At 39.9% G+C, this 14,035-nt stretch carries 13 protein-coding genes; 4 read left to right on the top strand and 9 right to left on the bottom strand.

The window, feature by feature from the left end; translation table 11 throughout:
- Nucleotides 1–91 precede the first annotated feature (91 nt).
- The 9 genes from L3V43_RS06880 to L3V43_RS06840 form a co-directional block, all read right to left on the bottom strand.
- The gene (locus tag L3V43_RS06880; protein WP_237116375.1) at nucleotides 92–1,423 is read right to left on the bottom strand and encodes a S8 family serine peptidase; all 1,332 of its coding nucleotides are present in this window, start codon (nucleotides 1,421–1,423) and stop codon (nucleotides 92–94) included.
- A 139-nt stretch (nucleotides 1,424–1,562) separates the two neighbouring features.
- Nucleotides 1,563–2,096 (bottom strand): tail fiber protein, encoded by a 534-nt coding sequence (locus L3V43_RS06875; RefSeq protein WP_237116376.1) that lies wholly within the window; start codon nucleotides 2,094–2,096, stop codon nucleotides 1,563–1,565.
- An 11-nt stretch (nucleotides 2,097–2,107) separates the two neighbouring features.
- Nucleotides 2,108–2,632: a tail fiber protein gene (locus L3V43_RS06870; RefSeq protein ID WP_102057935.1), complete on the bottom strand. Its 525-nt coding sequence runs from the start codon at nucleotides 2,630–2,632 to the stop codon at nucleotides 2,108–2,110.
- An 11-nt stretch (nucleotides 2,633–2,643) separates the two neighbouring features.
- Nucleotides 2,644–3,165: a tail fiber protein gene (locus tag L3V43_RS06865; protein WP_237116377.1), complete on the bottom strand. Its 522-nt coding sequence runs from the start codon at nucleotides 3,163–3,165 to the stop codon at nucleotides 2,644–2,646.
- 12 nt (nucleotides 3,166–3,177) lie between these two features.
- The gene (locus tag L3V43_RS06860; protein ID WP_223192109.1) at nucleotides 3,178–3,471 is read right to left on the bottom strand and encodes a hypothetical protein; all 294 of its coding nucleotides are present in this window, start codon (nucleotides 3,469–3,471) and stop codon (nucleotides 3,178–3,180) included.
- 119 nt (nucleotides 3,472–3,590) lie between these two features.
- Nucleotides 3,591–4,100, bottom strand: coding sequence for a GNAT family N-acetyltransferase (locus L3V43_RS06855; protein WP_039494928.1), 510 nt, complete (start codon nucleotides 4,098–4,100; stop codon nucleotides 3,591–3,593).
- An 18-nt stretch (nucleotides 4,101–4,118) separates the two neighbouring features.
- The gene (locus L3V43_RS06850) at nucleotides 4,119–5,426 is read right to left on the bottom strand and encodes a class I SAM-dependent methyltransferase (protein WP_237116378.1); all 1,308 of its coding nucleotides are present in this window, start codon (nucleotides 5,424–5,426) and stop codon (nucleotides 4,119–4,121) included.
- Between the two features lie 58 nt (nucleotides 5,427–5,484).
- The gene (locus L3V43_RS06845) at nucleotides 5,485–6,102 is read right to left on the bottom strand and encodes an aspartyl/asparaginyl beta-hydroxylase domain-containing protein (RefSeq protein ID WP_010377783.1); all 618 of its coding nucleotides are present in this window, start codon (nucleotides 6,100–6,102) and stop codon (nucleotides 5,485–5,487) included.
- Between the two features lie 98 nt (nucleotides 6,103–6,200).
- Nucleotides 6,201–6,932, bottom strand: coding sequence for a hypothetical protein (locus L3V43_RS06840; RefSeq protein ID WP_102057932.1), 732 nt, complete (start codon nucleotides 6,930–6,932; stop codon nucleotides 6,201–6,203).
- A 256-nt stretch (nucleotides 6,933–7,188) separates the two neighbouring features.
- Here L3V43_RS06840 and L3V43_RS06835 point away from each other — a divergent pair, with 256 nt between their 5' ends.
- The 4 genes from L3V43_RS06835 (at nucleotide 7,189) to L3V43_RS06820 (ending at nucleotide 14,000) form a co-directional block, all read left to right on the top strand.
- Nucleotides 7,189–11,025, top strand: a complete 3,837-nt coding sequence (locus L3V43_RS06835; RefSeq protein WP_237116379.1) for a TOMM system kinase/cyclase fusion protein — start codon at nucleotides 7,189–7,191, stop codon at nucleotides 11,023–11,025.
- Between the two features lie 10 nt (nucleotides 11,026–11,035).
- Nucleotides 11,036–11,284 carry a hypothetical protein gene (locus L3V43_RS06830; RefSeq protein WP_010605248.1) on the top strand — a complete coding sequence of 83 codons (249 nt, stop codon included), beginning with the start codon at nucleotides 11,036–11,038 and terminating at the stop codon, nucleotides 11,282–11,284.
- 185 nt (nucleotides 11,285–11,469) lie between these two features.
- Nucleotides 11,470–12,408 (top strand): hypothetical protein, encoded by a 939-nt coding sequence (locus L3V43_RS06825; RefSeq protein WP_102057930.1) that lies wholly within the window; start codon nucleotides 11,470–11,472, stop codon nucleotides 12,406–12,408.
- Between the two features lie 2 nt (nucleotides 12,409–12,410).
- On the top strand, nucleotides 12,411–14,000 hold the full coding sequence (locus tag L3V43_RS06820; protein ID WP_102057929.1) for a hypothetical protein: 1,590 nt from the start codon (nucleotides 12,411–12,413) through the stop codon (nucleotides 13,998–14,000).
- Nucleotides 14,001–14,035: the final 35 nt, after the last annotated feature.

Below are 14,035 nucleotides of genomic sequence, written 5' to 3'. Positions count from 1 at the left end.
TTTTATCCACATTTTATACCCAGAAGCTCACTTCCAAGGTAGGAACGACCTTTATCCAACTTGTTGTGTTATCAGTAGCTAACACAGCCGTTTAATTACTTTGCTTACTCTGGTTGTCCAACGCTAAACCAGACACTTGAGCCAGCTTTTGTTTGACTTTACTTGCCGTTAGTCTGGGTTCAGCGGCCAACAGCAGTGCAATCATGCCCGTGCAATATGCCGCTGCGTAAGAAGTACCACCAAAACCACTGTATGCATTATTTCTTGCAATACCCCTAGCACTATAACCTGGCATCCAAGCACTAACCGATTTACCAAAGTTGCTAAAACTTGCCGGCATACCGCTGCTATTCATTGCGCCCACCACCACCGCAGATGCAATACTCGCCTCTGTGCTGTTTGCTTTAATCATCTTCCCGCTGTTTCCAGCGGCTATAACTACCAGCGCACCTTTACCGCCTCGGCCGGTTTGTGCTAGGCCATCAATGGCATCTTTTATTGGTTCCAGTAGTAACTGTGTTCGCCAACTCATGTTAACAACATCGGCTTGCGCCAGTTGCGCAATATGTAACGACTCCAATGTATGGCTTGTCCAGCTTTTTGTTTGCCTTATTGCAATAAGCCCTGCGTCGATTGCAAGGCCCGCCATTTCAGCTGGCAAAGCGTCATTTGCTCTGGCAAAGATCACTCCGACTACCTTAGTACCATGTTTATCAAAGCGGTTTTGCGGCTGTACGTCCTTGACTCTTCTTTCAATATCGTAGGTGAGTAATACCTTAGTTTTACTTAAGGCCTCATGTTTTAAATCAAAGCCATCATCGATAACAACTATTTTTACTCCCTCACCTTGAGTCAATTGTTGTAGTTGTTTTTGCCATTTCTCTAACTGAAATAAACGAAAGGGTAAGCTTTTCATAGAACCTGATTGCGACAAGGTTTTTGTTAACCATTGCGCAGCGTTATGATTTTCAACTTCGAGCTTACTTTTTATTTGTAAAATATCTGGTTGGGCATATATTACCCCCTCTAAACCACTGGCAATCGCTAGTGCAGCAGTTAAGCGCTTTGCGGACGCGTCTTTTAGCGATACCACCATAAACTCGTGCTCTGCAAATGGCCCAAAGGTGGCTAACTGACCCACCTCTATTTTTTGTTTTAAGGCGTTTGTAACGCCACCGCCCATCCCAGCCTTTATTTTTATGATTATTCTGTTATTCAGCTCTAACAATTGTTCTGAATTAGCAAACTTATACACACTCTTAGGTTCAGCGCTGCTCTGTTCAAGCTTTATCTTGTTGCCAAAATTAACAAGCTCAATTCCCTGTGCATTCGTCGTACCAATAGATAAAACAACAAATATAAAGCACAGCACCAGCTTAAATCTTGTTAGATAAAAAAGCTGACAAACCTCTTTTTTACACATTGGTTACCACTCTTACAAACACCACAGTAAGTTACTAATTTAAAAGCTATAATAACACCCAATTACCGCCGTAAAATATAAGTATTAGTAAGGATCAGCACCAAACCAATCTCTTACCAATACTTTGCGCCTTACTAAGCTAGTTCCTTGGTGGAAATGTACCATCTAGTGCCAATGCAAACTGAATCGCCAAAAATGGCTGACGGTTTTCATGTCCAGCATTTGCCATACCATTGGCACCAAGCGCAGTATAGTCCATCTCTACCTGCTCTTGCGCATTAGGAGCGTTATCATAAATAGCACCAACTGTAGACTGAGCGAGTAGATTTCCCTGCCCCGTATCAACGGTTCCAGCTAGCGAAGTCGTACCATTAAAAGTGTGGGTATGAGCAGGTAAGTTCGACTCATATAGCACGACTTCATTTTCGCCTTGCTTTTCAGTTAACATATTTGGTGTCAGGCCTGGGCCTGTCCCCGTCCCCATCGGTACTCTACATTGTAAATTTGGCACCCCCATGGTGGTGCGACAATCACCACCAAAGTTACAGCCTATTACCGCAAAAAGTGCTGAATTTTGCGATATAGGTAGTAGCTGTCCTCCACAACTGGTCCACCACTCTGGTGTAAAATTGCAAACAAACATTCGAACTTCACCTAAAAAACAATCAGCCATTATTCTTCTCCTTAATTTCTAGGTGGATATATGCCATTTAGGCATATGATAAAATTAACCCCAAGGCTAGGCATTTTGTTTTCATGAGCCTGATTGCTTCCCGTGGAGGCAATGATGCCATCATACATAGCTGAAGGGCCATCATTGTGCTGGGCCGTTGCTGGTTCACAGTAAATATCAGCTTTACCCAACACTTGCCCACCAGGGTTTGTACCCGTCGCGGTATTGTTACTTACCTGAAAATTATGGCTATGCGATGGTATTTGACTGATATCTAAGGAGACCGTTTCTACCCCTTTCATTGTTCCTATCTGTGTTGGCGTTAACCCGGGACCATTGCCAAATCCCATAGGTAATCGACCTCGCATATCAGGAAACCCAAAACTACTTCTTCCATCACCACCATAAATATTCCCAAGCAAAGAGAATAATGCTTCATTCCCTGTAATTGCAGTGATCTGCCCATAACAAAACGCCCATTTAAACGGCGAGTAATTGCCGGCAAACATCGTTATCTGTCCAATAAACCCTTCCATTTACGGCCTCCTTAGTTTCGGCTTGGATAAATGCCAGTTAGTGCGATGGCAAAATTAAGAGATAAGCTGGGTTGCATATTATTGTGGCTCTGACCGCCGCCAATGCTTGATACCGTAGAGCCAGAGGCATTTACCAAATTCGATGCTGCAGCATATATAGGCTCTGCCGTCTGCGTCGCCATTTGGTTTGGTGTGGGAAAATTTGCGAATGGAAAGTTAGCCGTTTTCGTACTTGCTTGCACGCTGTGGGTGTGTGCAATATTTGCTAAGGTTAAGGTTACGTTTTCAGCGCCACCAGCATTGCCTCTATCGTAACTAGCGTTTCCTAAGTCACCAAGCCCCACCGGTACTCTGCCACGAAAGTCTGGTAGACCAAAGGTTGTTCTACCATCACCACCATACGCGGTGCCGGTAAGAGAATAAAGCGCTGGATTTTGGCTAATTTGAATTAGCTGACCATTACATAAAGACCAATTTTTAGGTGCCCAATTGTAGCCATAGAGGGTAACCTGTCCAATATAGGGTTCTGACATTATTAAACTCCTTTATGCTTCTTTTTTTATACTGATAATTATTTGATACTTGTCTTTTTCGTATGCAGATAAAAACAGTGGCATTTCACCCAACTTTTGATGCTTTAATGTATACGTATCATCCGTAAGCGGAAAATTTGATTTGGCGGTTAACGTTACAGAAAATCCTTCAAATTCATTACTGTTTAGCTTGCACTCATCAATAGCATCAACTTGCAACTCGTTTAGCTTATGCTTGCCATCGGCCGTAAAAACTTCAACATCCTGACCGATTAAGTCTTCAAATAAACTACTAGTTAGTTTCACAACACTTGCTCCTTTGCTCATTAAGTTAGACTCGCTCTTGTTAACTAAAAAACAGTTATTAATACCAATGATCAAGCGAGGCGCTTTATTACCTTTCGTTCATTACCCCTCTTTTTAAATTAACCTAAAACTATATTCCTCAACGCTGGCGGATACCAAATTAGTAACTCATAAGGAGCCTTAATTGATTCAATTTTAAAGCCTAGCTTCTGATATAAACGCTTTGCATCGTAATTATTTTGCAATACCGACAGAGTCATCGGCACGCCGGATTGAGCAGCAGCTTGCTGGAAAGATTGAACAACTGCTGCACCGAGCCCTAATCCACGAGCTTGAGGTATTAAAGCAATTTCTATTAATCTCACTTCATTATTACCAAAGTCAATTGTCGCCTTGCCTATTCGCTCATGGTGTTTTTCAATAATGAAATACATAGCGTTTGGAAATTGATCTCCATAGCCATTACTTTGCGCTTTAAACTGCATTTCAATAATTGACTCTATAAAATCCTTATCTCCATCAATCAACTGCAAATCTTGCCGAGTGCTATGGTGTAAGCTTTCCAGAAAGCCTTTATCTTCTGGTTTTGACGGTCTAACATATAAACCATCTGGAGGCGTAAACTTCATCACTCTTACCTTTATATTTTAACTATAAAAACCAACTACTTTTCGATTAATAGCACCAACTAATTTATCATCAAGTCGATTACCAATTTTATCAAGCAGCCAAAACTCAAATTCCTCAAACAACCTAAACCGATACAAGGCTTCTAAAACCAATTCTAAACTTAACTCAAGTTCACCCCATATTTGTGTATCCAAAGACCACTCACATTCATGGTTGTTAATATCAAGCTTATTTACTTTATTTAATTGGCATTTAACGAAGATACGTTTAATTTGGAAAATTCCAGACTCACCCACCTCATGATAAGCGGGAAGATTTGGTAAACTTTCATCAGGGAAGCTAAAGATGAACTCAGGTATTGGATCGTTAATATACTCAAAAGTAATCCGATCACCGGCCTTTAGATTTTTATCTTGGTACTTAATTGGTAAATTCAAGCTGCATTGGTTTTCGGTGAGTCTATGCTCCCTATAGACTTTGATTTCCGTTTTCAATTCCAGTGTATGATAAACTTTCCCGCAATCCGGTACCTCAAACGAACCAGATAAAACATCTAGGTTATTCTCATTGAGTGCGCTTGCTGTGTTTTTATCGAGACGGAAAAACGAACCAAGCTCAGCTGGGTTGACTCTTTGCTCACTTTTCGTCAGAGAACTTGGATTGCATAGCCAAGCAGTAAGCTCAATTTCTTGAGGTATGAGCTCTCCATCTGGCTTTAAAAACTGTTGAAGGTGACTAAAAATCCATACTTGAGGCTCTCTGCGTAATAAGGTATTCATGGTCTCGGAAATAATGAGATCAAACTCTATTGGTTCTTCAGGTAGCCAAGTCGTTGCATCTGCGTGCACTATACGTTTCACCATATGAGCGATATCAAGTTTAGTTACCAGCTCATGTATTGCTTGCGTATTTTCTGGATGAATATCTAAAAGTGTTACTGAGACTGGACTCGTTTTGTGGAGCGCGAGAAAAGGTAATAGTAATACACCATATGGCCCGGTCCCTGCGTAGAGGATATTTATATTATCTTGCTGATTGATTTTGTCTCGTATCGCGCTCGCAACGCCCTGCATAAGTATCTGACTACGTAGCGTTTCTAGTAAACATTTAGCTGCCTGAACAGGTGAAATCGCGACCCCTTTGTCAGTGTTTATATCAGACCAATCATTCATATCGAAGTCAGTGGATACGCCTGTTAGCTCAGCTAGAGCCTCAGACATAGATAGTGCGTGAGGTCTATTTAGCCCAGCATCAATATCATTTAGGAGCAAAGCTTGAGAGTGCTCTAGCAATTTTTTTACTTGGTACACGCTGCCAGACGTCATTACAGATCCTTCAACCTATTATTTTTAAATCGCTTGCTAACGAAACACACTGCATTTTTTAGCTTGTATACTCTTCACAAGGAACGCCCATTGACCCTGACTGGCAATCTAATAACCAATCATTTACTTTGCAATCAATAACGATATTGACTCTATCAAGGTTTCCTCGGTTAGCGACACTGTGTATTTTGTCCGCATTTATGTACCACACCTCTCCTTCTTTCATTGGTACTTGCATACCATCAACGACAAACTCAAGAGCAGTGTCGATGACCAAAGGTATATGAAGTCTTGCTTCACCATTTTCGATACAAAGGCCGCCATCTCTGTGAGGTTTTATAAAAGCACCTGCTTTCAATCGCATGATTCTTACAGAGAGAACTTCACAGGGGAAATTATCAACGAATGATTTAAGTAGCGGCTTTTCTTCTAATATAGGTAAGTTTTGCCAGTGAGTGCCTGACTCAATCGCAAAGTTTTGTAAGATCGGGTGAGCAGATAAATGCTCTGACAAACAACGCAACGCAACTACGTCCCACCCGCCGTCGTAATTTGCTTTATTTACATGGTCAGTCCAGGCCAGCTCATTCAGCGTCCCAAGCTCGTCGAGTACTTGTTGATGTTCAAGAAAAATTGGAAGCTTAAAATAAGCTAACCGTTCCTTACTATATGGCATAACCATCCTTAAGTTCACAGATAACTAACCTAACGTAACTCAAGCTCCAAACTGCTTAAGTGGCAAAAAAGTAAAATCCGATCAAGCCCTTCCTCAGCTTAGTCCACCTCGATAAAATTGCGAATATTTTGATCTAATTTCCATTGGCGATCTGAAAACTTCCCACCATTGATAATAATCTGATTAGCGCCATCGATACTTGTAACTGTGCGTTTTTGCTTTTGACTCAATGTATAGTTTTTTAAAAATACTCCATTGCTTTCAAAAACTTTGATACTAGAACTGCCAGAATTCAAAACAAATAACTGATTAGACTTACCAATGGTGATGCTCTTTGGACCATTAAGTTGATAGTCTTGCTCAATTCCGAACTCACCAAAAGTGCCCAATATTTCACCGCTAAAGTCGGCTAACACTATGTGGTGCTTTCCAGGTTGCAATAAATAAAGCTGTTGTTGTGTCGGATCTACAGCAAAATCTTTAAGATCGCTAATGTATTTAGGTAAAGGCAATTCATTGGAAGCAGGGTTACCCTGGGTATCAAAAACCCTGATCACCCTCTCATGTTCGAAGTAAACGTAGAGAGAATCTCCGTAACGCCTAATTATATTGGCTCTTTTTTTAAAAGAAACTCGTTCCCCTGAAGGGCTTAGAACATCCCTGATAGGTACTTGAATACCGAGTTCATTCAATAGATTTTCAGGAAGCCTTTCCGTTGTATCTTTTGATACTCCAGAAGCAGTGAAGCTTTGTCTAGCAAAACTAACAGGAGGCAAGACTGATGCAACCGTGAGTGCTGCACCAGCAAACATAAACGTTCGGCGTTTCATTCATTTTTCCTTTTTATTCTTATAGGTAAAGTATGCCAACTTTTTCGAGCAGAAGGAATTACACTCCATTACAAGCAATATTCCAAAAAAACCACCCAAATAAAAATAGAATATTTTCAAATACTTACGAAATCCCACAGTCAACCCAGACTGTTAATTATCCAATTTTAAAAAACAATTAAAATTCTCATGCTAGACAAGTATTTACATTCCAATTACCCTATACCATTAACAAAAAATAAGAATTAGTAATCATATGTCTCTGACACAGTTTTCGGATAGCCATATTGTCGATGTATTCCAGTCTGACAAATACCAACTACTTGAAAAAATTGGAGAAGGTGGATTCGGTAAAGTTTTTAAGGCGCGCCAAATAAACACAGGGCAAATCGTTGCACTAAAATTTTTGGCGTTAGAACCACAACTAGAAGCGACGAAAAAACAAAGATATGCAGAACGTTTCAATCGTGAAACCTTACTTTGTAGTCAATTAAACCACCCAAATATCGTACGATTATTAGATAAAGGACAATTAAATGAAAATTTAATGTTTGGAGTCTTCGAGTATGTGGAAGGACAAACATTAAGGGACTATCTAAGTCAAAATGGCGCGATTGATTCTGTGTATGCAACCGACATCATGTTGCAGGTGCTAGATGCACTTATTCATGCCCATCAACAAGGCATTATTCACAGAGACATAAAACCAACCAATATTATGCTAAGCCAATCTGGTGCTAAGACTTACGCCAAAATACTTGATTTTGGTATCGGTACACTTGCGCAAGAAAGCCGCCAACATGACTTTGAAACAATCACGCTTACGCAAGAAACATTGGGCACGCCTTCTTACAGCGCACCAGAACAATTACGTGGCGAGCCAGCTTCTGCCAAATCAGATCTTTATGTATGGGGTCTAGTATTCTTAGAATGTTTAACAGGCGTGCCTGCGGTGACGGGCACTAGCGTCGCATCGATTTATCACAAACAATTAAGCGATGTACACATTCCAATTCCCAGCGCCCTACTTGGCCACCCCCTTGCGGGACTGCTTAGGCGTGTACTCAATAAAAGTGCGTTGGAACGTGTGATCACCGCAACCGAGGCATTTTCTGAACTTGCTCGGATGAACGTATCGAACCTTGTTGGTGTGCTAAATGATGTTAAAGCCCAGCATGGTTACGACGAAACCACAGTAATGATCCGTGATGACGATCCTAATCATCGCGCCATTCAAGAATATACTGCGCTTACTGAGCGCAAGCAGCTAACCGTTCTTGCTGTAAGGTTAAGTGTCAAAGCACTCGACAACAATGAAAAAGACTTCGATGTCATAGACACGGTTTATAAATCTCAACGCAATCACTTTATTGATATCGCGACTCGTTACGGCGCTTATCATGTGGGTAATCTCGCCGATACCAGTTTGTTTTATTTTGGCTACCCCGTTAGCAGCGATAATGATGCGCGATTATCTGCCCGTACCGCACTTGAAATGATAAGCGAGCTTGCGAAGCGTAACGCGCTAATGCAAGAAGCTCACAGAGTCGCGCTTAACGCCCATATAGGAATTCACACTGGGATATTTATTACCTATGCTAATGCCGTACCTGAAGGACATCACGCGAATATTGCAGCAGCACTCTCCCGTGAAGCTGGCGAGCGCCAAGTCTTATGTAGTGCAGAGTCACGCTCACTCCTTGATGCTTTTTCTGAATTCAATCTGTACGGCCAAGTACAAATAGGCCCGTTATTTGAACTAACGCCGGTTTATAACTTGCAAGGAGAACGTCGCATCGAAGCATTTGGCTTTATGCGTGGTACAAAGAACCATCACGAACTTGTTGGTCGTCACCTTGAGCTTGAACAGACACTTTCACTCATTAATAACGAGGTCGAAGGTGCAACCCGCATCGCTCACATTCATGGTGAGGCTGGCATAGGTAAATCTCGGCTGCTGCAAGAAATTCGTGCTAATGCACCGCAATATCAACATTTAGTCGCCCAGTGTTTACCAGAGCATCAAAATAATGCTTTGTATCCAATTTTAACGCTGGTCAAGTATCTATTTAACACCGAGCAGCTAGATGCTCATTCAGCCAATACCGTTTTTAGTTATGTATTATCCAACATGGATAGTAAGCTCGATTTAGCACAAGCTATCCCTGTGTTGCTAGTTTGGCTCAATATCTCACTTGATGATGAAATCACGCCTTCTACACTTTCTCCCGATGAGCAAAAGCAAGTGTTGTTTAAAGGGCTTTGTGCATTGTTATTGTCAAATCGCCATGGACTCAGCAAGTTTAAGCTTTACATTATCGAGGACATTCACTGGGCAGATAGCACCACCTTAGAGTTTTTACATCACTTTGTCGGTGCGCTCGCTTCAGGTGATGTTTTACTAAGCACTTCAAGACAAGCGGTACCAACTCAGTTAAAAGACCTCACCTTAGTGGATGTTTGTCTGAAAAAACTAACCGAAAAAGCCACAGAAGATTTTATCATTAATTTGTTTGATGGCCGCCGAGTGTCAGAGCAAGTTCTCAAATTACTTACCAGCCGCACCGACGGGATCCCGCTATTTATTGAAGAACTCGTCAACATGCTTAAACAAAAGGCATTAGTTGGAGATAAAGGCGGAGAGATTGACTTCCTCGCACCAGATAAACTTGACCATGTACCTACGAGTTTAAGAGAGTCATTACAACAAAAACTAGATAGCCTCAGTCACGCCAAAGAAACAGCCCAACTAGCAGCCACAATTGGCCGAGAGTTTGAATATGATTTACTCGTTGCGGCATCTTCTTTAAGCGAAAACCAGATCCAAAACGATTTAAATGAGTTGATAGCAAACGACCTTATTGTGCAGCAACGTCGTGTTGATAACGATAGCTATATTTTTAAACACGCTTTGGTACGTGATGCTGCCTATGAAAGTATGGGTAAGCATGAATCGCATGCACACCACATGAGTATAATTGAGGTACTCAACAATACAGGAATGAGCCAAAAGCAACCACTGCTTACAACCCACCATTTAGCAAAAGTGGGAGAGCATGATGCGGCTGTTGAATTATTACTAACATCAGCAAAAAGCGCCGCTGCGATTTATTCTGTCGCAGAGGCCAGTATTTACTATGCAGAGGCATTGAATTTCTTCCAAAATGGTTTAATCGATAACCAGCCTTTACTCCATAAGATTAAAAATGCACTTGCCTCATCTAGGATTGCATACAATGGTTGGCTAGATACGTTGGCAAAAAAGCACGTGCTTCAAAATATCAGTGAACTCGCCACAATTTTAGACCCTAAAGAGCGCTTCATTACGATGAGAGGCGAATGGCTGCACGCCTACGCTACCGGTGATATTTTAAAAGCTCATAATATAGGATTACAGCTGCACGAAAACAAAAGCGAATATCCACCTCACCAACACCCAGTGATCTTCGAGCTTTTATCGCAATCCTACTTTTCACTGGGGGAGTTTGACAAAGTAATAGCGCTTGTCGATACGTTACCAAAAGAAGGCTTTTTCGATAATAGCTCTCAAGCCATAACTGATAATTACGGCTTTTGCTCTGAACTCACTTGTATTGCTTTTAAAGCTCTATCACAGTTGCTCACTGGTAAGGTTGATTTGGCACACAGCGCTATGAATAATTTAGCTGAACTTTCCAAAGATATAAATATAAATGATATTAGCTCAGCAACAAATGGAATATGGGCGTGGTTTAAGCTAATACATGCTTCAATACAAAACGATTCCATTAATTTTAAAAAATATAAAGATGAAGCAAAATATTACTCATCAACAGGGGTAAGCCTTGCAAAAAACTCTAATAACGCTGGCTGGTTGGGTTATAATAATATGCTCAACTACTTGGCAAATTTAGATGATATAGGTAGTTTACAAGAATTCGAAGAAAAAATATCAAGCTTTGCTGGGTATCGTTCACATCGAACTTTTTATTATTACTTTTTATATAAAGTATTACTATTTAATAAAAACACAATGAAAGATGATGCTTATAATGAATACTTAAATGATAAGGCTAGCACTAAAACCTTATACCTCCAAAACTATGAAAATTAGGAAATGAAAAATGAGTGATAATACAAAACTACCAACCGGTTTAATCTCTTATATCTATAATGTAACTAACGATGAAGCTTTGAAACAACGAGCGACCGATAACTTGGCTGAAGTGATGGCTGAGTTTGATTTAACAGCAGATCAAAAACGCATTATTACTGAAATTTCTTTAGAGACTGGATTGACAGATGATCTGTGGGATCAACTATCTGCAGAACTAAGACCTGAAGTTCAACACACTATCAAAACAATTTGGTAATACATAGGAGCAGCGGGTGATTTTTAGCTTAATCAAGCGTGTATTTTTTTGTAGTGAAACTCTGTCAACGGTACAGGAACGATTTAGTTGTTTTACTTTGTAAAATTCTAATGTTATTAACATCAGAAACAGAACAAAAAATAGACCAAAAATTAAGTTAAATTGGTATTTCACCCGCATTCATCATGAAATATAGTAAAAGTGAGCTTTATAGCATTGCACTTGATAGTGAGGTTCAACATCTCAATCGCACAATAACGGAAAAGCTTCAGCCAATTGTAAATGGCATTCCTGAAAATATACATGCAATATGTTTTGAAAAGAGAATTGAACAGTTTGAAGAAGCAGTTGATTTCCTAGTATGCTATTACTGCTCTCCTCATAATTTAGATAGCGTTTTATCTTATATAAACCAAAAACTTCCAAATGAATACGCCCACAGAATAAACAAGTTTATAAAGAGGAGGAAGCTTTCTTCTACTTACAAACCTGTAAACTTAATATGGTTTAGCTTTGACTGGGAAGATGGTCGTTATAGCACAGTCCCAACATTTTGTATAAGTACACAACATTGTCAGTTTGCTGACTTCAGCCTATTAAGCGCATTTATAATTAACGCATCTGAGTTTTTAGCTCCTGAATTTTTAAATAAAACAAAAGAGTTACTTCCTAGTTTAGAGAATACTAGGATAAACCACTTCAGCTTTACATTTGGACGAAAGGAATTTAGAGCTAAATTCGTTTTTAAATTAGAAACATTGAAACTTCCCGGTTTACTCAAAGATCTAGACTGGAAAGGAAACTTATATCTACTGGAACAGTTATTAAATGCTATTGTTCATGTATCAGATGAAATACAAGTTGGGCTTTCCTATTCAACGGAGTTGTCAGAAAAAATTGAAATTGAACTGCCTTGGATCACAAACCTTGACGAAAATTACCTACATGACAGCTTTTTGAGCGCACTAAGAAAAATAACAGACAAAAAATTAAGCACTAACTTAACTCCTTGGCTCAACCTGAAAGTACAAACTGGTTACTATATAAAAATAACCCTCACATCAACATCTGAATTTAATATCAAATCATATTTATATTCTTCACCTTATAAGAAAAGGAAATAACCATGAAAAGTGTAATAGCGAAGCTCTCTTTACTATTAGTAAGTACTGGTACTTTTGCTACTGAATACAGCATTTTTCCAGATTGGCTAGTCAAAGACGAATGCACATTAACTGAGCCCTTTCCTTTTCCTAGCGACTTGACTCAGCTAAAACCTTACCCTCTTGACGCATACAATAAGTTAGTGAAGTCATGTGAAAAGTTAAAACCCGTAAAACCCTCTGAATCGAAGAAGCTTGACTATTTGGATCATCGTTACGCACTATTTTCATGGTTGAGCTTTATTGCACTAAACAGGCAATTGGACGAAAATTATAAGCTCACACAAAATAATCTAAAAGTGTGTACTGCCGACTCAGGCGCCAACTGCCCGCTTCCACTTTGGATAAACTGGCGTGAAACCGAGACCATTTTCACAGTAGATGCAACGCCTCCGGTAAACTGGGATATATCCAAAAACTTTGCCATGATGCAGCCTTTATCTGCTGTGGAACAAGTTGCGCCTAAAAATGAACCGAAAAAACATGCTATTTTAACCGATCAAAAAAACAATCCTGTTTATTATCAAAAGTTCGTCAGTCCATATGTTTTCAATTTTATTACTAAAAACAAACTATATAGCATAGATGGCCAAATTGAATTCGCGAATAACCCGACTTATAGTTGGGCGTGCAAAAGTCAGCAGGCAAGTAATATGTGTATCAACATGAATACTATTGGCTTTTTAGCTTGTTCCGACAAATCTTCACTACCAACTTGTAACTTGCCACAAAACTTGACAAGTTTTGACCCTAAGCCGCCAGGCCTTGCTATAGAGATAAAGGTAGCTTGGAAATTGCTAGATGAGTCAGATGACCCTAGTAAATATATTCGAGCCAAACTACCCGTAAAGCGCTACAACCAGATACAAAATGGCGAAGCTGGTTCATTTAAAATCGAAGAAAAAGAAGTTGGCGTTGTTGGATTTCATATAATGCAGAAAACTGGCACGTCTAGTAACTGGATTTACGCAACCTTTTCACATCAGAATAATGTTTGGGGCAACTCACCAACATTTTTCAACAAGCAATGCCCAACATGCGCAATCAATCATCCAGTAGGAGGCACTAAGCCTACTCAGGTGGTGCGATTAGAGCAAATATCACCTGTTGTTGAGCAAGTGAACCAGCATATTTCTAAGTTGTTTAAACAAGAAAACGCTGTCCTTCAATATTACAAACTGATTGGTACCCAATACTCAACTAATAACCGAAGTAAGCCAATGACTGATATTAACGGCCAAGCAAGTGATACGATTGAAACCAAACTCATTAATTATTCGGGAGGAATGCCTCACCCAGTTTATTTGACCAATGAAGTGATTGAGACATTTTTACAACTAGGAAACCAACCTCAAGGTAAAGAAGAAGCGCTTTATTATAAAAGCTCCTCTTGTATGAATTGTCATGCGGCAGGCGGGATCGCAACTGAATGCGATAAGAGTACTGGCAAACCAATATTTACACCACGTACAGCAGATTTCTCTTTTATATATCACGATGCAAAGACACAGTTTAAAAACCAAAACTGTATCAAAGAGGAAAAATCAAATTAAGGTTTTTAACCTGAGGTTCGGGGCTTAGCTACTAC

The organism is Pseudoalteromonas sp. L23 (genome assembly GCF_021728455.1).
Classification (GTDB): domain Bacteria; phylum Pseudomonadota; class Gammaproteobacteria; order Enterobacterales; family Alteromonadaceae; genus Pseudoalteromonas.
This window is presented reverse-complemented; position numbering and strand designations above follow the sequence as displayed.

Bases quoted from the DNA above. Each gene is read 5' to 3' on its own strand.
- L3V43_RS06880 (WP_237116375.1), bottom strand. From the start codon at position 1,423: ATGTGTAAAAAAGAGGTTTGTCAGCTTTTTTATCTAACAAGATTTAAG.
- L3V43_RS06875 (WP_237116376.1), bottom strand. From the start codon at position 2,096: ATGGCTGATTGTTTTTTAGGTGAAGTTCGAATGTTTGTTTGCAATTTT.
- L3V43_RS06870 (WP_102057935.1), bottom strand. From the start codon at position 2,632: ATGGAAGGGTTTATTGGACAGATAACGATGTTTGCCGGCAATTACTCG.
- L3V43_RS06865 (WP_237116377.1), bottom strand. From the start codon at position 3,165: ATGTCAGAACCCTATATTGGACAGGTTACCCTCTATGGCTACAATTGG.
- L3V43_RS06855 (WP_039494928.1), bottom strand. From the start codon at position 4,100: ATGAAGTTTACGCCTCCAGATGGTTTATATGTTAGACCGTCAAAACCA.
- L3V43_RS06850 (WP_237116378.1), bottom strand. From the start codon at position 5,426: ATGACGTCTGGCAGCGTGTACCAAGTAAAAAAATTGCTAGAGCACTCT.
- L3V43_RS06845 (WP_010377783.1), bottom strand. From the start codon at position 6,102: ATGCCATATAGTAAGGAACGGTTAGCTTATTTTAAGCTTCCAATTTTT.
- L3V43_RS06840 (WP_102057932.1), bottom strand. From the start codon at position 6,932: ATGAAACGCCGAACGTTTATGTTTGCTGGTGCAGCACTCACGGTTGCA.
- L3V43_RS06835 (WP_237116379.1), top strand. From the start codon at position 7,189: ATGTCTCTGACACAGTTTTCGGATAGCCATATTGTCGATGTATTCCAG.
- L3V43_RS06830 (WP_010605248.1), top strand. From the start codon at position 11,036: ATGAGTGATAATACAAAACTACCAACCGGTTTAATCTCTTATATCTAT.
- L3V43_RS06825 (WP_102057930.1), top strand. From the start codon at position 11,470: ATGAAATATAGTAAAAGTGAGCTTTATAGCATTGCACTTGATAGTGAG.
- L3V43_RS06820 (WP_102057929.1), top strand. From the start codon at position 12,411: ATGAAAAGTGTAATAGCGAAGCTCTCTTTACTATTAGTAAGTACTGGT.